Consider the following 18665-nt stretch of genomic DNA (forward strand, 5'->3'; position numbering starts at 1 on the left):
CTAAGGAGTCCGGGCCGTCCTGTGATGGGTGTGCCCCATGTGACTTTCGTTCGTGGCCTCTGCGGGCCTTTTGTGGGGTGGGATACATCGTGAGTCGTCGTACATCGCATGCGTACAGACCACTGAGCTTGAAACGGCGGACGTGGCTGACGCTCGCAGCGGTGGTCGTGGGGGGCGGAGGCGTGGTGACGTACGCCGTCGCCAGTCCGACGGGCCCCGGTGCGGAGGGCCGGGCCAAGCGGCCGGCAAAGGTCTACGACCTCACGCTGAAGGGGACCGCGGGCGGCCGGCGGGAGCTGCCGCGTACGGACACCGGGCAGTTCTCCCTGGTCGGTGTCTCCTGGACGGGGGCGGTCAAGCGCCTCGACGGGACGGCGCAGGTTCGCACGCGCGGCCTGGAAGGCGGTGAGTGGAGTGCCTGGCGGGACCTGGAAGTGAACGTCGACCCGCCGGAGCAGCCTGAGGCCGGGATGCGTGGCGCGTCGGAGCCGCTGTGGGTCGGTCCCTCGAACGGCATCCAGGTCCAGGTCGTCCACGAGGACGGCGCCACGGGCGTGCTGCCCAAGGGACTTGAGGTCAATCTGGTGGACCCCGGTGTGGTGACCGACGCCGAGACGCGGGCGACCGAGCCGGCGGCGTTCGTCGCCGACGGGAGCAGCCCGGCGCCCACTCCCGCCGATCCCACCACTCCCGCCGGCGATCCGACGGCGACGCCGACGGACGCACAGACCGACACACCCCCGGCACCGAGCGACCCCACGTCCCCCGAGCCGACCGACACCACGGCCACGGCGACGCCCACCGGCCCGGCATCCCCGTCGGCTTCGGAGAGCCCGTCCCCGAGCCCGTCGGCCACCACGCCGTCCGCGCCGCCGTCGACCGTGCCCAGGCCGCCGATCACCTCGCGCGCCGGCTGGGGCGCGGACGAGTCGCTCAGCCCCGACCCGTCCGAGTACAACGCCGACGTGAAGGCCGTCTTCGTCCACCACACCACCGGGGCCAACGACTACTCCTGCGCCGAGTCGGCGTCCCTCGTGCGGGGTATCCACGCCTACCACACGCAGGTCAGCGGCTGGAACGACGTCGGCTACAACTTCATCGTCGACAAGTGCGGCACCGTCTTCGAGGGTCGCAAGGGCGGCGTCGACCTGCCGGTGCTGGGCGCCCACACCTACGGCTGGAACCGGGAGGCCACCGGCATCGCGGTGCTCGGCGAGCACACCTCCACCAGCGCCTCCAACGCCGCGCTGGCCTCCGTCGCCCGCGTGGCGGCCTGGAAGCTCGGCCAGTACGGAGCCGACCCGGCCGGCACCGTCCAGCTGAGCGCCGGAGCGACCCAGAAAAACTATTCCGGCACCGGCTTCACCGCGGGCACCAAGTACACCTTCAAGCGGATCTCCGGCCACCGCGACGCCTTCAACACCCAGTGCCCCGGCAACTCCCTCTACCCCCAGCTGCCGACCATCCGGGCCTGGGCGGCCGGCCCCGTACAGGGCCTGAAGGTCACCTCGATCACCGGCGCGGGCCTGTCGGGTTCGACGTACTACACCAAGGGCGCCATCACCGTGAAGTGGACGGCCACCACACCGGCCGCACTCGTCTCCACGTACGAGCTGCTGGTCGACGGCAAGGTGGCGGCGACCGCCTCCGGCACGGCCACCTCCGCGAACACGACGCTGACGGCCGGCAGCCACACCGTCGCCGTGCGGGCCGTGCACCAGTCCCGCAGGACCGCGACCACCGCGGCCTTGACCGTCGTGACCGACACCACCGCGCCCGCCTTCACGACCACGCCGAAGATCTCTTTGCGCACCGGCACCGTCAACACGACCGCCGTCCCGGTCACGCTCGCCTGGAAGGCCGCCGACGACAAGGCGCTGCGCGAGGTCAGGCTGCTGTCCCCGACCACGGCCACCTTCGGCCCGACCACCGCCACCTCCAGCCGCACCGCCAAGCCCGGTATCGCCGGCACCTGGTCGATGCGGGCCTACGACCTCGCGGGCAACTACCGCACGTCGTCTCCCGCGTACACTCCCGTGATCCTGCAGGAGACCTCGGCCACCAAGTCCGGCAGCTGGACCACCCGTTCCTCGACCAGCTATCTCGGCGGCAAGTCCTACTCCAGCGGCTCCAAGAGCGCCAGCCTCAGCTGGACCTTCACCGGCCGCTCCGCCTCCTGGGTGGTATCGCGGGCCTCCACCTCGGGCCAGGCCTACGTCTACGTCGACGGCGTCAAGGTCAGCACGGTCGACCTGAAGTCCTCCACCACGCTCTACCGGCAGGCGATCTGGACCAAGACCTGGACCAGCAGCGCCAAGCACACCGTCAAGATCGTCGTCGTCGGCACCAGCGGCCGGCCCACCATCACCACCGACGGCCTCGTCTACATCAAGTAACCCCAGCACCCCGGATCGGGGATCTGGGTCCCATTGCGTGAAGGGCTCGTCGACAGGCTGACGAGCCCTTCTGGGGCAGGCGCCCCGCGCTCGCCGTTCGTGGTACGAAGGGCGGCTTCCATGTGCTGCGGCGCAGCCACGCCTCGAACATGCTGGAGGCGGGCGAGTGGTTACTATGCTCACTTCATGCCGGAGGCTCCCCAAATTGTCCCCAGGGGCAAAGGTGGCCATGGAATTCAAGGTGGATACGCGACGGGGTCTTCGAACATGTTGAGAGAGGTCACTGCAACCCGCTACGTCGAGCCCCTGCGGTCCGGCGGCTCGGTCCCCGGCGTCGTCGAGGCCGACGACCTCGGCACCTACGTCGTGAAGTTCACCGGCTCGGCGCAGGGCCGCAAGGCGCTGGTCGCCGAGGTGATCGTGGGTGAACTGGCGCGCGCGCTCGGGCTGCGCTTCCCCGAGCTGGTCCTGGTGCACTTCGACCCGGTGATCGCCGGGCACGAGGAGCACCAGGAGGTTCGCGATCTGCACGCGGCCAGCGGCGGGATCAATCTGGGCATGGACCATCTGCCGGGGGCGAGGGACTTCACGCCGGAGGTCGCGAAGACGTTCCCGGTCGATCCGCTGGAGGCGGGACGGATCGTCTGGCTCGACGCCCTGACCGTGAACGTCGACCGCACGGTGCACAGCTCCAACCTCATGGTCTGGCCCACCCTCGGTGTCGCACCCCCGCGTCTGTGGCTGATCGACCACGGCGCGGCCCTCGTCTTCCATCACCGCTGGGACACCTCCGCCCCGGAGAAGGCGTACGACTTCCGCCATCACGCCCTCGGCCACTACGCGCCCGACGTACGGGCCGCCGACGCCGAGCTGGCCCCGCGCGTCACGGAGGAACTGCTCCGCGAGGTGCTCGCCGAGGTGCCCGGCGCCTGGCTGGCCGACGGCCAGGACTTCGCCACGCCCGACGCGGCCCGGGACGCCTACGTGGACTACCTGCACGCGCGCGTGCGGGCCTCCGGGGCCTGGCTGCCCACGGACTTCCCCACCCGCGAGGAGATCGCCGCGGAGGAGGCCGAGCGCGCGGCGAGGACCCAGCAGGGCAGGCCGAAATGGCTCAAACAGGTCCCCGACCTGCACGGCAAACCGCCCGCGGAACAGGATTGGTCGGTGCACCTGGGATGACGTCCGGGATCCAGCGCGTCCAGATCGAGTACTGCACCCAGTGCAAGTGGCTGCCCCGCGCCGCCTGGCTGGCGCAGGAGCTGCTGACGACCTTCGAGGCCGAGCTGACCGAGCTGGCCCTGAAGCCGGGCACGGGCGGGGTGTTCGTCGTCCGCGTGAACGACGAGGTGGTCTGGGACCGCCGCGAGCAGGGCTTCCCCGAGCCCACGGCGGTCAAGCGGCTCGTACGCGACCGAGTGGCCCCGGGGAAGTCCCTGGGCCACTCGGACAGGTGAGCCGCGGCCCGAGGGCTCAGCCCTTGAGCTGCTCGTACGCCGGCAGCGTCAGGAAGTCGGCGTAGTCGTCGTCGAGGGAGACGGTCAGCAGCAGGTCGTGCGCCTGCTGCCAGTTGCCGGCGGCGAAGGCCTCCTCGCCGAGGTCGGCGCGCAACGCCGCCAGCTCCTCGGCGGCGACCTTGCGGGCCAGCTCGGCCGTGACCTGCTCGCCGTTGTCGAGGACCACGCCCGCGTTGATCCACTGCCAGATCTGCGAACGGGAGATCTCGGCGGTGGCGGCGTCCTCCATCAGGTTGAAGATCGCCACCGCGCCCAGGCCGCGCAGCCAGGCCTCGATGTAGCGGATGCCGACCTGCACCGCGTTCACGAGACCGGCGTACGTGGGCTCGGCGTCCAGGGAGTCGACGGCGATGAGGTCCTCCGCCTTGACCGCCACGTCCTCACGCAGCCGGTCCTTCTGGTGGGGCCTGTCGCCCAGGACCTTGTCGAAGGACTCCATGGCGATCGGGACCAGGTCGGGGTGGGCCACCCAGGAGCCGTCGAAGCCGTCGCCAACCTCACGGTCCTTGTCGGCACGGACCTTCTCGAAGGCGACCTTGTTGACCTCGGCGTCCCTGCGGGACGGGATGAACGCCGCCATGCCGCCGATCGCGTGCGCCCCGCGCTTGTGGCAGGTGCGGACGAGGAGCTCGGTGTACGCGCGCATGAATGGGGCCGTCATCGTCACCGCGTTGCGGTCGGGCAGCACGAACCTCTGGCCGCCGTCGCGGAAGTTCTTCACGATGGAGAAGAGGTAGTCCCAGCGGCCGGCGTTCAGCCCGGAGGCGTGGTCGCGCAGCTCGTAGAGGATCTCCTCCATCTCGTACGCGGCCGTGATCGTCTCGATCAGCACGGTGGCGCGGACGGTTCCCTGCGGGATGCCGACGTGGTCCTGCGCGAAGACGAACACCTCGTTCCAGAGGCGGGCCTCCAGGTGCGACTCGGTCTTCGGCAGGTAGAAGTACGGGCCCTTGCCGAGGTCGAGCAGGCGCTGGGCGTTGTGGAAGAAGTACAGGCCGAAGTCGACCAGGGCGCCGGGGACGGGCGTGCCGTCGGCGTCGGTCAGGTGGCGCTCGTTCAGGTGCCAGCCGCGCGGGCGCATGACGACCGTCGCCAGCTCCTCCTCGGCCTTGAGCGCGTACGACTTGCCGGACCCGGCGTCCGTGAAGTCGATCTCCCGGGAGTAGGCGTCGATCAGGTTGAGCTGGCCGAGGACGACGTTCTCCCAGGTGGGGGCGGAGGCGTCTTCGAAGTCCGCGAGCCAGACCCGGGCGCCCGAGTTCAGGGCGTTGATGGTCATCTTGCGGTCGGTGGGGCCGGTGATCTCGACGCGGCGGTCGTTCAGCGCGGCGGGGGCGGGCGCGACGCGCCAGGTGGGGTCCTCGCGGATCTGTGCGGTCTCCGGGAGGAAGTCGAGCGTGGAGGTACGGGCGATCTCGGCGCGGCGCTCCGCGCGGCGGGCGAGGAGTTCGTCACGCCGGGGCGTGAACCGGCGGTGCAGCTCGGCCACGAAGGCGAGCGCCGCGTCGGTGAGGACCTCCTCCTGCCGGGGCAGAGGCTCGGCGTCGACGATGGCCAGCGGAGACGGCGCTGGTGCGGACATGGGCTGTCACTTCCTTCAGCGGTGGCACCGGGTGCCGGCGGGCACGATTGGGCGATATCGCACCCGCTGTGCGGTCGGGTGCCTCTGGTCAGTGGATATTAGTTTTCTCATCGTGGAAGTTCAATGGTTTGTTGATGTCGAGATTCTCCGGGTCGAGGAAAGGTGGCGCTCGGTGCCACCCCGTTCACTCAAGGTGGCTCAGGTCGGCCTCCGTGTCGATGTCGTAGGGCCGCGCCACGTCCCCGCACTCCACCAGCCGGAGCCGGCCCGCGTGCTCCTTCAGGTACCCGCGTGCCCCCCGGTCGCCGGTCGCGGTCGCCGCGACGCCCGTCCAGTGCGCGGCCCCGAACAGCACCGGATGGCCGCGTACACCGTCGTAGGAGGCCGAAACCAGTGAGGACACGTCCGTGTAGGCGTCCAGCACGCGGGCCACCGCCTCCGGCCCGATCCCCGGCTGGTCGACGAGAGACACCAGCGCGGCCCGCGCCCCCGTCCCGGCGAGGGAATCCAGCCCGGCGCGCAGCGAGGAACCCATGCCCTGCTCCCACTCCGGGTTGTCCACCAGCACGCAGCCGGACAGCTCCGCCCGCCGCCGTACGGCGTCGGCGCGTGCCCCCAGGACCACGTGCACCCGTGTGCAGCCCGCCGCGCGCAGTACGGCGACCGCGTGCTCGACCAGCGGGCGGCCGCGGTGTTCCAGCAGCGCCTTGGGCCGGCCGCCGAGCCGGCGTCCGCCACCCGCGGCGAGCAGCAGCGCGGCGACCGGGGGTTCGTTCTGATCCGTCATGGTTCCTGCATACCTGACGGTGCGCGGGCGGGGCGGGGCCTCCAGGGACTGAATTTCGGTCCGTGTGGTGGCGGATCGGCACCTGGTGGCGTTTACTGGCCCGCGTCCCCGGCGCACGAGCGGCGCCATGGGGCGCACGGGGGAGCGGGGTGTGGCTGTGCACGACGGTGTGTCAGGGGGGAGAGCTGTGTTGCGGAGCTTGGGGCAGAGGCCAGTGACCGGCAGCGACGAGGACCCTAGGGTGGCGGGACTGCGGACCGCAGTGGCCCGGCTGCGCCGTGAACTCGCCACGCTCCCCGTGGAGTTCCCCGACCGCGCCGTCGCCGAGGACGAACTCGCGGCACTCGCCGCGATGACCGCCGACGGCAGGCCCGAGATCCCGCGCCTGCGCCGCTCACTGCTCCTGATCGCCGGTGCGATCGGATCGGTGAGCGCGCTCTCGCGCGGCCTGTCGGACGTACGCGACGCGGTGGACCTCTTCGGCGAACCACCGCGACGGGGCTAGGGGCCGCCCACGCCCAGGGAGCCGCCGCAGTGGCCGGGAGCTCCCTGCCGGCGGGGCCTGTGCTGTGCCGCGGTCACGCCGGGTTATGGCTGACCAGGGCCTCGGAGAGTTCCACGGCGATCTGCTGGAGCACCGGCACGATCCGTTCCGTGGCCGCCTCCGTCACCCGGCCCGCCGGTCCCGAGATGGAGATCGCGGCGGCGGTGGGGGAGTCGGGCACCGGGACCGCCAGGCAGCGGACGCCGATCTCCTGCTCGTTGTCGTCGACGGCGTAGCCGCTCCGGCGGACGTCGTCGAGCGCCGCGAGGAAGCCGTCCGGAGTGGTGATCGTCTTCTCCGTCGCGGCCGGCATGCCGGTGCGCAGCAGCAGGGAGCGCACCTCCTCGTCCGGGAAGCTCGCGAGCAGCGCCTTGCCCACGCCCGTGGAGTGCGGCAGGACGCGCCGGCCCACCTCGGTGAACATGCGCATCGAGTGCTTGGACGGCACCTGGGCGACGTAAACGATCTCGTCCCCGTCCAGCAGCGCCATGTTGGCCGTCTCGCCGGTCTCCTCGACCAGCCGGGCCAGGTAGGGGCGGGCCCACGTGCCGAGCAGGCGGGAGGCGGACTCGCCGAGCCGGATCAGCCGCGGGCCGAGCGCGTAGCGCCGGTTGGGCTGCTGGCGGACGTAACCGCACGCGACCAGGGTGCGCATCAGCCGGTGGATCGTCGGCAGCGGCAGCCCGCTGCTCGCCGACAGCTCGCTCAGGCCCACCTCGCCGCCCGCGTCGGCCATCCGCTCCAGCAGGTCGAAGGCGCGCTCGAGGGACTGGACGCCGCCGCCGTTGGCCGGCTTGGTGGCGGCCTCTGCTGCGGGGGCGTCGCTGGCGCTGGACGTCGGCACGGCGCGTTCCTTTCGAGGCGGACGGGAGGGCAGAAGCCTACCCGGCGGCCTGCCGAGTGCCCGCTTGTGCGTAGCTACGTTCTGCCTGCTGGAATTGTAATTCCGCTTTGTGGAAACGTCCAGAGTGGGCGCCCGAGGTGCACTGTGGAGAAGTGTGCCTCTTGACGGTGTGCGAGTGGGAGTGAAGACTCCTTCAACAGAACGTTGAATTCCGTTGCGCGGAAGTCCATCCCGTTCCCCGGCCGGTGCGGGAGCGCGGGACGGCGGCAGAGAGAGGGGTCCGGGTGTCCGAGGCTGAACTGGTGCTGCGCTCGACGCGCGTCATCACCCCCGAGGGGACGCGCCCCGCGTCCGTCGCGGTCGCCGGCGGGAGGATCACCGCCGTACTGCCGTACGACGCCCCGGTGGTGGGCGCCCGCGTGGAGGACTTCGGCGACGACGTCCTGCTGCCCGGCCTGGTCGACACCCACGTCCACGTCAACGACCCCGGCCGCGCCGAGTGGGAGGGCTTCTGGACCGCCACGCGCGCCGCGGCGGCCGGCGGCATCACCACCCTCGTCGACATGCCGCTCAACTCCCTGCCACCGACCACGACCGCCGACCACCTCCGCACCAAGCAGGAGGTGGCCCGCCGCAAGGCCCACGTCGACGTCGGCTTCTGGGGCGGCGCGCTGCCGGGCAACGTCAAGGATCTGCGCCCGCTGCACGACGCCGGGGTCTTCGGCTTCAAGGCGTTCCTGTCGCCGTCCGGCGTGGACGAGTTCCCGCACCTCGACCAGGAGCAGCTGGCACAGACCATGGCCGAGATCGCCGGGTTCGGCGGCCTGCTCATCGTGCACGCCGAGGACCCGCACCACCTCGCCGCCGCCCCGCAGCGGGGCGGCCCCCGGTACGCCCACTTCCTCGCGAGCCGCCCGCGCGACGCCGAGGACACGGCCATCGCCAACCTGATCGCGCAGGCCGAACGCCTCCACGCGCGCGTGCACGTGCTGCACCTGTCCTCCAGCGACGCGCTGCCGCTGATCGCCGCCGCCCGTGCCGAGGGCGTGCGCGTCACCGTCGAGACGTGCCCGCACTACCTCACCCTGACCGCCGAGGAAGTCCCGGACGGCGCCAGTGAGTTCAAGTGCTGCCCGCCCATCCGCGAGGCCGCCAACCAGGATCTGCTGTGGCAGGCGCTGGCCGACGGCACGATCGACTGTGTGGTCACCGACCACTCCCCGTCGACCGCCGACCTCAAGACGAACGACTTCGCCACCGCCTGGGGCGGCATCTCCGGCCTCCAGCTCAGCCTGCCCGCCGTCTGGACCGAGGCCCGCAAGCGGGGCCACACCCTGGAGGACGTCGTCCGCTGGATGTCCACGCGGACGGCGGACCTCGTGGGGCTGTGCCACAAGGGCGCCATCGAGGCCGGCCGGGACGCCGACTTCGCCGTCCTCGCGCCCGACGACACCTTCACCGTGGACCCGATGGCCCTCCAGCACCGCAACCGCGTCACGGCGTACGCCGGGCGCACCCTCAGCGGCGTCGTGAAGTCCACCTGGCTGCGCGGCGAACGCGTCGTGGTGGACGGCGAGTTCACCGAACCGAAGGGGCGACTGCTCACCCGTACCCCCTGAATCCCGACGTCTGAAAGGCAGACCTGATCACCGTGACGGCGCAGCACCCATCTTCCCCGGCCGGCTTCACCGGCGACGCGAGCCCCTACGGAGGCGGCGACCCGTACGCGGACTACCGCACCGCCGACTTCGACTTCGCCCAGTACGCCAACCTGGCCGACCGCCGGCTCGGTGCCGGTGTCGTCGCCGCCAACGACGAGTTCTTCGCCCAGCGCGAGAACCTGCTGGTGCCCGAGCGGGCCGAGTTCGACCCCGAGCACTTCGGGCACAAGGGCAAGATCATGGACGGCTGGGAGACGCGCCGCCGCCGGGGCGCGTCCGCCGGGCACCCCTGGCCCACCGACGAGGACCACGACTGGGCGTTGGTCCGCCTCGGCGCGCCCGGCGTGATCCGCGGGATCGTCGTCGACACCGCGCACTTCCGGGGCAACTACCCGCAGTCCGTCTCTGTCGAGGGCGCGTCGGTCGGGGGCTCCCCGTCCCCCGAGGAACTGCTCGCCGAGGACGTGAAGTGGACGACCCTGGTCCCGCGCACGCCGGTCGGCGGGCACGCGGCGAACGGCTTCGCCGTCTCGGCCGAGCAGCGCTTCACGCATCTGCGTGTCAACCAGCACCCCGACGGCGGCATCGCGCGCCTGCGTGTGTACGGCGAGGTGGCACCGGACCCCGAGTGGCTGTCGGCGCTGGGCACCTTCGACGTGGTCGCCCTGGAGAACGGCGGCCAGGTCGAGGACGCCTCCGACCGCTTCTACTCGCCGGCCACCAACACCATCCAGCCGGGCCGCTCCCGCAAGATGGACGACGGCTGGGAGACCCGCCGGCGCCGCGACCAGGGCCACGACTGGATCCGCTACCGGCTGGTGGCCCGGTCCCAGATCCGCGCGATCGAGATCGACACCGCGTACCTCAAGGGCAACAGCGCCGGCTGGGCGTCGGTGTCCGTGCGGGACGGCGAGAACGGCGAGTGGACCGAGGTCCTGCCCCGCACCCGCCTCCAGCCCGACACCAACCACCGTTTCGTGCTCCCGGCCGCCGCGGTCGGCACGCACGCGCGCGTGGACATATTCCCGGACGGCGGCATCTCCCGGCTGCGCCTGTTCGGCTTCCTCACGGAGGAGGGCGCGACCCGTCTGGCGGCCCGTCACCAGGAACTGGGCGGCTGACGCCCGTAACGACTCGCGGGGCGCACCGGCCGGACAGCACCGGTGCGCCCCGCGTGCCTCGCAGGTTCCGCCGGCTCAGGCCGCGTGGCCGGGGTGCACGAGGTTCGCGGTGATCCCGCGCCCGCCCAGTTCCCTGGCCAGCCCCTTGGTCAGCCCGGTCAGCGCCGCCTTGCTGGTCGCGTAGAGCGTGCCACCGGGCCCCGGCACCCGCTGGGCCATGCAACTCCCGATGATGATGATCCGGCCGCCGTCCGGCATCCGCGCGGCGGCCGCCTGGGAGGCCAGGAACACCGCCCGGACGTTCACGGCGAGCACCCTGTCCACGTCGGTGAGCGAGAGGGCGTCCAGCGGCCCTAGCACCCCGACGCCCGCGTTGCTCACCAGGACGTCGAGCCCGCCGAGGGCCTCCGCCGCACGCTCCACGGCGCCCGCCGCCTCGTCCGCGTCCGCGGAGTCCGCCCGCAGGGCCACACCTCGCCGCCCCAAGGCCTCGACGGCCCGTACGACGTCCCCCGCCGCCTCCTTGCCGTTCACGTACGTCACCGCCACGTCGGCGCCCTCCCGCGCCAGCCGCACCGCCGTGGCGGCGCCGATCCCCCGGCTGCCGCCGGTCACCAGGGCCTTCCTGCCGGCCAGGGGAGCCCGCCAGCCGGTGGGCCGGGTCGCTTCGGAGGTCTGTGTCCCTTGAGAAGTCATACGCCCATTCCAGCGACAGCCCCACGCGGTTGCTGGCGGCGAACGGACACCGAGGTGGCGCGCCCGGAACTCCGTGCTTCCCCTTCCGCGTCCTCCTCACGTGACACTTCAGGGCGGCGAGGGTTTCGTCCTGGAGAAGTTCACCGGCCGCGGCACGGTGATCATCGCGGGCGCCGGCAACTTCATCGATCTCGACCCCGCCGACTTCGGCGGCCGCATCGAGGTCGACACCGGCTGCGTGGTGGCCTTCGAGGAGGGCATCGAGTACGGCGTCCAGCGCGTCGGCGGCCTGAACCGCCAAGGCCTGATGAACGCCGTGTTCGGCGGCGAGGGCCTGTCCCTGGCCACACTGGAGGGCAACGGCAGCGCCATCCTCCAGTCCATGACCATCGAGGGCCTGGCGAACGCCCTGAAGAAGGCCCAGGGCGGCGACAAGCAGGGCCCGGCGGGGGGTCTGTTCTCACGAACGCCGCGTGACGTCCTCGTCGGAGTCGTCGGCCCTGAGGGAGTGCACCGTGCCAACTCCGCAAAAGGTCACAGGACTTGACGGCAAACTCCACAATCTTGACATTGACATGCCAGTGTCTACGCGCGTCATCATGGATCCATGAGATTCCCCCCACGAAACCTCACCCGTCTCGGCGCCGCGGCCGCGCTCGTGTCGGCCCTCCTCGTCGGCGGCACCGTCTCCGCCGCCCCCGCGGGCGCCGCCGCCACGGCGGTCGGCAGCATCTGCTACGGCGACCTGCCGTCGCAGGCGCACACGACGCTCGATCTCATCGAACAGGGCGGCCCCTTCCCCTACCCGCAGGACGGGACGACCTTCCAGAACCGGGAGGGCATCCTGCCCAGCCGGTCGACCGGGTACTACCACGAGTACACGGTCGAGACCCCCGGCAGTGACACGCGCGGCGCCCGCCGCATCGTCACCGGCGAGGAGCACCAAGAGGACTACTACACGGCCGACCACTACGCGTCGTTCGACCTGGTCGACCACGGCTGCTGAACGGTTGCCGGTCGGCTGACCGGACGCACCGCCGCCGGTCCGACGGGCCGTGCCGCCGGGCTCAACCGGTCTTGCGGCTCTCCGCGACGGCGAACAGGGCGAACGCCAGCACGACCAGGGCGACGCTCGCGTAGATCTCGGATCCGTCGAGGAAACCGACCCGCTGCACGAGGCCGATGTGCCAGTCGGTGAACTCGTGCACAAGGCCCATGGCGCCCTGCACGAAGGCGATGAATCCGAGGAACTCCAGCAACTGCTTCATGGCCACGACTCTCGCCCCGCGGACCCCCCACACACAACGGCCGCGGGGCGAGACCCGGCCGACCGAAGTCGGTGGTCCCCACCGCACGACCGCGCCGAAAGTAGCCGATGCCGCGACTTCGGTCGGCGATCCGCGCGCGGGCAGGTGGCACGGCCGGGCCCTGCGTAGATTTGTCGACCGTGAAGGATGACAGGACGGCGCGGGCGGCGCCGGCGTTCGAAGGGCGCCGGTGGCTGTTCCCGTCCGCTCTGCTCCACGCGCTCGACCCGGACGGCGGAGGGGACGGGCGGCGGCCCCGGCGCACCGCGCGCGACTGGCTCGTCGACTTCTCCTGCTTCTTCGTGGCCATCGCGGTCGGCCTGCTGGCCGCGGACTCCATGACCCCGGAGAACACGCCGCACGCGCTCATGGTCGTCGACCAGTGGCTCGGCGGCCTGTCCTGCGCCGCGGTGTGGCTGCGCCGCCGCCGGCCGGTCGGGCTCGCGATCGCGATGATCCCGGTCGGCTTCCTCTCCAACACCGCGGGCGGCGCCGGCATGGTCGCCTTCTTCACCCTCGCCGTGCACCGGCCCTTCCGTTACGTGGCCTGGATCGCCGGCATCTCCACCGCGCTGATCCCGCTGTTCTTCTGGCTGCGCCCGGAACCCGAGCTGCCCTACCTGCTGGCCGTCGCGTTCACCGTGCTGCTCAGCGCCTGCGTCGTCGGCTGGGGCCTGCTCGTGCGGTCCAAGCGGCAGCTGATGTTCAGCCTGCGCGACCGCGCCAGGCGGGCCGAGACGGAGGCCGTCCTGCGTGCCGAACAGGCCCAGCGGCTCGCGCGCGAGGCGATCGCCCGGGAGATGCACGACGTGCTCGCCCACCGGCTGACCCTCCTGAGCGTGCACGCCGGAGCCCTGGAGTTCCGGCCGGACGCGCCCCGCGAGGAGGTCGCGCGGGCGGCCGGTGTCATCCGGGAGAGCGCGCACGAGGCCCTGCAGGACCTGCGGGAGATCATCGGCGTCCTGCGGGCCGGCGACTCCGACGAGTCGGGCCGCCCGCAGCCGACGCTCGCCGCCCTCGACGCGCTGGTCACCGAGTGCCGCGAGGCGGGCACCAAGGTCACGCTCGACCTGGGGGTCACCGACCCGGATGCCGTCCCGGCCTCGGTCGGCCGCACCGCCTACCGCATCGTCCAGGAGGGCCTGACCAACGCCCGCAAGCACGCCCCCGGCACCGAGGTCACGGTGGCCGTGACCGGCGCGCCCGGCGAGGGCCTCACCGTCCACGTCAGCAACCCGGCCCCCGAGGGCGTCGTACCGCACGTCCCGGGCTCCGGGCAGGGCCTGATCGGCCTGTCCGAGCGCGCCACTTTGGCCGGGGGACGGCTGGAGCACGGGGAACGGGACGACGGGCGCTTCGCGGTACGGGCCTGGCTGCCGTGGGGGGCGCCCGGCCGGTGAGCGATCACGTGTCCTCCCATGTCGCTGCCGGTCACCGGCAGTTGAACAGGGTGGGGGTACGGCGGCGGTGCGACCAGGCGGGCGACTCGTCGGCACAACCGTGATTACGTGAGGGCCATGACTGCGATCAAAGTGCTTCTCGTCGACGACGACCCCCTGGTGCGGGCCGGTCTGTCCTTCATGATGGGCGGCGCCGACGACATCCGCATCGTCGGCGAGGCCGCCGACGGCGGCGAGGTCGAGGCGCTCGTCGACCGCACGCGTCCGGACGTCGTCCTGATGGACATCCGGATGCCCGCGGTCGACGGCCTCACCGCCACCGAGCGGCTGCGCGCCCGCCCGGACGCCCCGCAGGTCGTGGTCCTGACCACCTTCCACGCCGACGAACAGGTGCTGCGGGCGCTGCGCGCGGGTGCCGCCGGATTCGTCCTCAAGGACACCCCGCCCGCCGAGATCCTCCAGGCCGTGCGGCGGGTGGCCGCCGGTGACCCGGTGCTCTCGCCGACCGTCACCCGCCAGCTGATGGAGCACGCGGCCGGCACCGCCGCCGACACCCGGCGGGCCCGCGCGCGGGAGCGCATGGCAGCCCTCAACGACCGCGAACGCGAGGTCGCCGTCGCGGTCGGCCGGGGACTCGCCAACGCGGAGATCGCGACGGAGCTGTTCATGAGCGTGGCGACCGTCAAGACGCACGTCTCCCGCATCCTCGCCAAGCTCGACCTCAACAACCGCGTGCAGATCGCCCTGCTGGCGTACGACGCTGGGCTTCTCGACGAGGACGGATAGCGAGCGGCGGGCCGGACCACCCGTTCGGCGGGGATCCCGCCGGCGCGCAGCAGGGAATCCACTCGTGGCCGCCGCCCTGTTGCTGAGCCAGAGACGAGCCCAGTTCCCGATGTCCCGTCCCGCCCCCGCCCCGGTTCTCGCCCCCGCCCCCGCCGCGCCTGCGGCGGAACTGTCCCTCGACGCCCGCCTGGCGCTCGTCGACGCGGCGATGACCGTACGGCTGGACGAAGCGGCCGTAGCGCACGAGGTCCGCACCGCGTACCTCCGCACCAAGCCCGCCGAGCCGGCCGACGTCGTCACCGTCCCGTTCGTCACCGTCCCGTTCGTCACCGTCCCGCCGGAAGCCGCCGGCGTCGGCCCCGCCCCCGCGGACCTGTACCCGACGCCGGTCGCCGCGCTGCTGCAGCGCGCCCACCACCGGCTGCTCTCCGACGGCTGGTGCAGCGGCGCGCCGGCCGACGGCGAAGGCGCCCACTGCATGCAGGGAGCCGTCCGCGTCGAAGCCGGTGGCGACCGGGGCCTGGAGAGCAGCGCCCTCGCCGTGCTGCTGGAGACCGTCCGGCGCAGTTTCGGCGACCACGTCGACTCCGTGCCGGGCTTCAACGACGCCTTCGGCTCCGGCCGCGTCCCGGTCCGCATGGTCGGTCGGGCGGCCGCTCTCGCCGACGCCCGCGGCCTGTGACCGACCGCTATCGGAAGAGTGCCTCGGGCACTCGCCGGAGGCGCCGCGCGTTGTCGTGGTGACGGGAGGGGGAGTGACATGGCGGAGGTGGTCGACCTCGGGGACTTCGGCGCGGAGTTCCTGACGGACCCGCACCCTGTGTACGCGCGGCTGCGTGCCCGGGGGCCGGTGCACAGGGTGCGGTTGCCGCAGCCGGAGTCCCATCGCGAGGCCTGGCTCGTGGTGGGCTACGAGGAGGCGCGCGCCGCGCTCGCCGACCCACGGCTGTCCAAGGACACCGCCGAGATCGGGGTGAGGTTCCTCGACGAGGAACTGATCGGAAAGCATCTGCTGGCCGCCGACCCACCCCAGCACTCACGGCTGCGCGGCCTGGTCACGCGTGCGTTCACCGCCCGCCGGGTGGAGGCGCTGCGGCCCAGGATCCAGCAGATCGCCGACGACCTGCTGGACGCGATGCTCCCGCACGGCCGCGCCGACCTGGTGGACGCGTTCGCGTACCCGCTGCCGATCACGGTCATCTGCGAGCTGCTGGGCGTGCCCGAGCTGGACCGGGCCGCGTTCCGGGCGATGTCGACGGAGGTGGTCGCCCCCACCGACGGCGACCGCGAGTACGAGGCCGTACGGCGCCTCGGGGAGTACCTCACCGAGCTGATCGAGGACAAGCGCTGCGCCGGACCCGCCGACGACCTGCTCAGCGACCTGATCCGCACCACCGCCGAGGACGGCGACCGGCTCTCCCCGACGGAGCTGCGCGGCATGGCGTACATCCTGCTCGTCGCCGGCCACGAGACGACCGTCAACCTCCTGACCAACGGCGTGTACGCCCTGCTCACCCACCCCGGCCAGCTCGCCGCCCTGCGTGCCGACATGGGCCTGCTCGACGGCGCGATCGAGGAGATGCTGCGCTACGAGGGGCCGGTGGAGACGGCGACGTACCGGTTCGCCGCCGAGCCGATGGAGATCGCGGGTACGACCGTCGGGAAGGGCGAGGCGGTGCTGATCGGCCTCACCGCGGCCGGCCACGACGACGCCCGGTTTCCGGACCCGCACCGCTTCGACATACACCGAGACCCCCGCACCCACCTCGCCTTCGGCCACGGCATCCACTACTGCCTGGGCGCACCCCTCGCCCGCCTGGAAGCCCGCACGGCACTGCGCGCCCTCCTGGAGCGCGCCCCCGGCCTCGCGCTGGACGGCCCGCCCGGCCCTTACCTGCCGGGGATGCTGATGCGCGGGGTGCGAAGCCTGCCCGTGCGCTGGTGACGCCGGGCCCCGTGCGCCCCGCTCCTAGCGCAGCACCGGCTCCCGCCCCCCTGGCACCTCGCCGAGCCGGACGGGTCTGTGCTCCCTGCGGGACATTTCGCAGGCCTCGGCGATGCGCAGCGCCTGCAACGCCTCGCGGCCGTCGCACGGGTTGGCGCGCTCGCCCCGGACCACCTCGATGAAGGCGTTCAGCTCGGCCTCGTAGGCGGGCCCGAAGCGCTCCAGGAAGGTGGTCCACGGCTTGCTCGCGGCCGGCGGCCCGGTCGGCTCGGTGGACGCGATCGGCGTACGGTCGTCCAGCCCCACCACGATCTGGTCCAGCTCCCCGGCCAGCTCCATGCGCACGTCGTAGCCGGCGCCGTTCAGCCGCGTCGCGGTCGCCGTCGCCAGGGTGGCGTCGTCGAGGACGAGGACCACCGCCGCGGTGTCGACGTCCCCGGCCTCGCGGAACATCGTGGGACCGGCGTCCGACCCGGCGGCGTACACCTCCGTCACCTCGTGCCCGGTCACCCAGCGCAGGACGTCGAAGTCGTGGATGAGGGTGTCCCGGTACAGCCCACCGGACAGCGGCAGATACGCGGCCGACGGCGGCGCCTGGTCGGAGGTGGTCGCGCGCACGGTGTGCAGCCGGCCGAGCCGACCGGAGCGCACGGCCTCACGGGCGCCGCTGTAGCCCGCGTCGAAGCGGCGCTGGAAGCCCATCTGCAGGATGGTTCCGGCCGTCTCGACCTCGGCGATCGCGTGCAGCGAGCCGGGCAGGTCGAGCGCGATCGGCTTCTCGCAGAAGACCGGCAGCCCCGAGCGCGCGGCCCGGCCGATCAGATCGGCGTGGGCCGCGGTCGCCGTCGTGATCACCACCGCGTCCACGCCCCACCGGAAGATCTCGTCCATACCGGGCGCGGCGGTTTCCCCGAGCCGGTGCGCCAGCTCCTGCGCCCGCGTGGGATCCGCGTCCGTGAGGATCAGGGAGCCCACGTCACGGTGGCGGCTGAGCGTGTTCGCATGGATGGTGCCGATGCGGCCCGTCCCGATGACCCCGATGCGCATGAAGACAAAGTGGAGCCGGACCCACCGCACTGTCAATGTTTATGTCCGGACAATCGGACTACACAACTTCCCGTCAAAACGTCACGGAGCTACGCTCAGGCCCGTGCCGAAACCAGACGTGGACCCGAACGTGCAGCTCGATCTGAGTGTGGACCGCAGCTCGCCCGTGCCGTTGTACTTCCAGCTGTCCCAGCAGCTGGAGGCCGCGATCGAGAAGGGCGCGCTCACTCCCGGCAGCCTGCTGGGCAACGAGATCGAGCTCGCCGCGCGCCTCGGGCTGTCCCGGCCCACGGTCCGCCAGGCCATCCAGTCCCTGGTCGACAAGGGCCTGCTGGTGCGCCGCCGGGGCGTCGGCACGCAGGTGGTGCACAGCCAGGTCAAGCGCCCGCTGGAGCTGAGCAGTCTCTACGACGACCTGGAGGCGGCCGGGCAGCGTCCGGCCACGAAGGTCCTGGTCAACACCGTCGTCCCGGCGTCCGCCGAGGTGGCGGCCGCACTCGGCGTCGCGGAGGGCACCGATGTGCACCGCGTTGAGCGGCTGCGGCTGGCGCACGGGGAGCCGATGGCGTACCTGTGCAACTACCTGCCCAGCGGCCTGATCGAACCGGACACCGGGCAGCTGGAGGCGACCGGCCTCTACCGGCTGATGCGGTCCGCCGGGATCACGCTGCACAGCGCCCGCCAGTCCATCGGCGCCCGGGCCGCCACCGCCACCGAGGCGGAGCGGCTCCGCGAGAGCGAGGGCGCCCCGCTGCTGACCATGCAGCGCACGACGTTCGACGACACCGGCCGGGCGGTCGAGTACGGCACGCACACCTACCGCCCGAGCCGCTACTCCTTCGAGTTCCAGCTGCTCGTACGGCCCTGAGAGGCGCGCCCTCGAGGGCGTGATTCGTCGCAATGTCCGGACAATGCGACGGAGTCGCGCTCCCCGGCCGCGGGCCGCATCATCCCTGTGTTCGATACTGGGGCGTTTGGGGTCGGTGGGATGACCGGCCCTGGCTACCGAAGAACACAGCAAGAAGGGCACGG

The 18665-nt window shown here is 72.1% G+C and carries 17 protein-coding genes and 2 pseudogenes; 13 read left to right on the forward strand and 6 right to left on the reverse strand.

The features are described from left to right. Positions 1-128 precede the first annotated feature (128 nt). From AB0O67_RS00760 to AB0O67_RS00770, 3 genes are all read left to right on the forward strand, one after another. Positions 129-2396 carry an N-acetylmuramoyl-L-alanine amidase gene (locus tag AB0O67_RS00760; RefSeq protein ID WP_365443861.1) on the forward strand — a complete coding sequence of 756 codons (2268 nt, stop codon included), beginning with the start codon at positions 129-131 and terminating at the stop codon, positions 2394-2396. A 267-nt stretch (positions 2397-2663) separates the two neighbouring features. Beyond that, positions 2664-3578, forward strand: coding sequence for a HipA family kinase (locus AB0O67_RS00765; protein ID WP_365443864.1), 915 nt, complete (start codon positions 2664-2666; stop codon positions 3576-3578). Further along, positions 3575-3853 (forward strand): SelT/SelW/SelH family protein, encoded by a 279-nt coding sequence (locus tag AB0O67_RS00770; protein ID WP_365443867.1) that lies wholly within the window; start codon positions 3575-3577, stop codon positions 3851-3853. Before AB0O67_RS00765 ends, AB0O67_RS00770 begins: the two co-directional genes overlap by 4 nt. A 16-nt stretch (positions 3854-3869) precedes the next feature. Here AB0O67_RS00770 and aceB read toward each other — a convergent pair whose 3' ends face one another. Further along, a complete protein-coding gene (gene aceB, locus AB0O67_RS00775; protein ID WP_365443870.1) occupies positions 3870-5495 on the reverse strand; it encodes a malate synthase A in 1626 nt (541 codons plus the stop codon). A gap of 184 nt (positions 5496-5679) precedes the next feature. Then, positions 5680-6282, reverse strand: a complete 603-nt coding sequence (locus AB0O67_RS00780) for a nucleotidyltransferase family protein (RefSeq protein ID WP_365443873.1) — start codon at positions 6280-6282, stop codon at positions 5680-5682. A 187-nt stretch (positions 6283-6469) separates the two neighbouring features. Between AB0O67_RS00780 and AB0O67_RS00785 the strand changes: the two genes are divergently transcribed. Beyond that, the gene (locus AB0O67_RS00785; protein ID WP_365443876.1) at positions 6470-6787 is read left to right on the forward strand and encodes a DUF5955 family protein; all 318 of its coding nucleotides are present in this window, start codon (positions 6470-6472) and stop codon (positions 6785-6787) included. 73 nt (positions 6788-6860) lie between these two features. On the opposite strand, the gene AB0O67_RS00790 is transcribed toward AB0O67_RS00785, so the two are convergent. Continuing rightward, positions 6861-7670: an IclR family transcriptional regulator gene (locus AB0O67_RS00790; RefSeq protein WP_365443879.1), complete on the reverse strand. Its 810-nt coding sequence runs from the start codon at positions 7668-7670 to the stop codon at positions 6861-6863. A gap of 284 nt (positions 7671-7954) precedes the next feature. Here AB0O67_RS00790 and allB point away from each other — a divergent pair, with 284 nt between their 5' ends. Both allB and alc read left to right on the forward strand, forming a co-directional pair. Then, positions 7955-9289: an allantoinase AllB gene (gene allB / locus AB0O67_RS00795; protein ID WP_365443882.1), complete on the forward strand. Its 1335-nt coding sequence runs from the start codon at positions 7955-7957 to the stop codon at positions 9287-9289. Positions 9290-9321: 32 nt separating this feature from the next. After that, positions 9322-10452: an allantoicase gene (alc, locus tag AB0O67_RS00800; RefSeq protein ID WP_365443885.1), complete on the forward strand. Its 1131-nt coding sequence runs from the start codon at positions 9322-9324 to the stop codon at positions 10450-10452. An 87-nt stretch (positions 10453-10539) separates the two neighbouring features. Here the strand turns inward: alc and AB0O67_RS00805 are convergent. Beyond that, positions 10540-11148: pseudogene (locus AB0O67_RS00805) on the reverse strand (SDR family NAD(P)-dependent oxidoreductase); the annotation flags it as partial. Between the two features lie 112 nt (positions 11149-11260). On the opposite strand from AB0O67_RS00805, the pseudogene AB0O67_RS00810 reads away from it, so the two are divergent. After that, positions 11261-11611, forward strand: a pseudogene (locus AB0O67_RS00810) (AIM24 family protein); the annotation flags it as partial. 144 nt (positions 11612-11755) lie between these two features. Beyond that, positions 11756-12154: a ribonuclease domain-containing protein gene (locus AB0O67_RS00815; RefSeq protein ID WP_365443888.1), complete on the forward strand. Its 399-nt coding sequence runs from the start codon at positions 11756-11758 to the stop codon at positions 12152-12154. Positions 12155-12215: 61 nt separating this feature from the next. Here the strand turns inward: AB0O67_RS00815 and AB0O67_RS00820 are convergent, their stop codons facing one another. After that, positions 12216-12416: a hypothetical protein gene (locus AB0O67_RS00820; RefSeq protein WP_365443891.1), complete on the reverse strand. Its 201-nt coding sequence runs from the start codon at positions 12414-12416 to the stop codon at positions 12216-12218. A 179-nt stretch (positions 12417-12595) separates the two neighbouring features. Between AB0O67_RS00820 and AB0O67_RS00825 the strand changes: the two genes are divergently transcribed. The 4 genes from AB0O67_RS00825 (at position 12596) to AB0O67_RS00840 (ending at position 16586) form a co-directional block, all read left to right on the forward strand. Continuing rightward, positions 12596-13855: a histidine kinase gene (locus AB0O67_RS00825; protein WP_365443894.1), complete on the forward strand. Its 1260-nt coding sequence runs from the start codon at positions 12596-12598 to the stop codon at positions 13853-13855. Positions 13856-13972: 117 nt separating this feature from the next. Further along, positions 13973-14641, forward strand: a complete 669-nt coding sequence (locus AB0O67_RS00830; RefSeq protein ID WP_365443897.1) for a response regulator transcription factor — start codon at positions 13973-13975, stop codon at positions 14639-14641. A gap of 64 nt (positions 14642-14705) precedes the next feature. Further along, a complete protein-coding gene (locus AB0O67_RS00835) occupies positions 14706-15323 on the forward strand; it encodes a hypothetical protein (RefSeq protein ID WP_365443900.1) in 618 nt (205 codons plus the stop codon). Positions 15324-15401: 78 nt separating this feature from the next. Further along, a complete protein-coding gene (locus AB0O67_RS00840; RefSeq protein ID WP_365443903.1) occupies positions 15402-16586 on the forward strand; it encodes a cytochrome P450 in 1185 nt (394 codons plus the stop codon). Between the two features lie 24 nt (positions 16587-16610). On the opposite strand, the gene AB0O67_RS00845 is transcribed toward AB0O67_RS00840, so the two are convergent. Beyond that, on the reverse strand, positions 16611-17633 hold the full coding sequence (locus tag AB0O67_RS00845) for a Gfo/Idh/MocA family oxidoreductase (RefSeq protein ID WP_365443906.1): 1023 nt from the start codon (positions 17631-17633) through the stop codon (positions 16611-16613). 130 nt (positions 17634-17763) lie between these two features. On the opposite strand from AB0O67_RS00845, the gene AB0O67_RS00850 reads away from it, so the two are divergent. Further along, positions 17764-18501, forward strand: a complete 738-nt coding sequence (locus tag AB0O67_RS00850) for a GntR family transcriptional regulator (protein ID WP_365444078.1) — start codon at positions 17764-17766, stop codon at positions 18499-18501. Positions 18502-18665: the final 164 nt, after the last annotated feature.

Source organism: Streptomyces sp. NPDC086077 (assembly GCF_040686175.1).
GTDB lineage: Bacteria > Actinomycetota > Actinomycetes > Streptomycetales > Streptomycetaceae > Streptomyces.

Bases quoted from the DNA above. Each gene is read 5' to 3' on its own strand.
- AB0O67_RS00780 (WP_365443873.1), bottom strand. From the start codon at position 6,282: ATGACGGATCAGAACGAACCCCCGGTCGCCGCGCTGCTGCTCGCCGCG.
- AB0O67_RS00815 (WP_365443888.1), top strand. From the start codon at position 11,756: ATGAGATTCCCCCCACGAAACCTCACCCGTCTCGGCGCCGCGGCCGCG.
- AB0O67_RS00845 (WP_365443906.1), bottom strand. From the start codon at position 17,633: ATGCGCATCGGGGTCATCGGGACGGGCCGCATCGGCACCATCCATGCG.
- AB0O67_RS00840 (WP_365443903.1), top strand. From the start codon at position 15,402: ATGGCGGAGGTGGTCGACCTCGGGGACTTCGGCGCGGAGTTCCTGACG.
- AB0O67_RS00820 (WP_365443891.1), bottom strand. From the start codon at position 12,416: ATGAAGCAGTTGCTGGAGTTCCTCGGATTCATCGCCTTCGTGCAGGGC.
- aceB (WP_365443870.1), bottom strand. From the start codon at position 5,495: ATGTCCGCACCAGCGCCGTCTCCGCTGGCCATCGTCGACGCCGAGCCT.
- AB0O67_RS00830 (WP_365443897.1), top strand. From the start codon at position 13,973: ATGACTGCGATCAAAGTGCTTCTCGTCGACGACGACCCCCTGGTGCGG.
- AB0O67_RS00765 (WP_365443864.1), top strand. From the start codon at position 2,664: ATGTTGAGAGAGGTCACTGCAACCCGCTACGTCGAGCCCCTGCGGTCC.
- AB0O67_RS00770 (WP_365443867.1), top strand. From the start codon at position 3,575: ATGACGTCCGGGATCCAGCGCGTCCAGATCGAGTACTGCACCCAGTGC.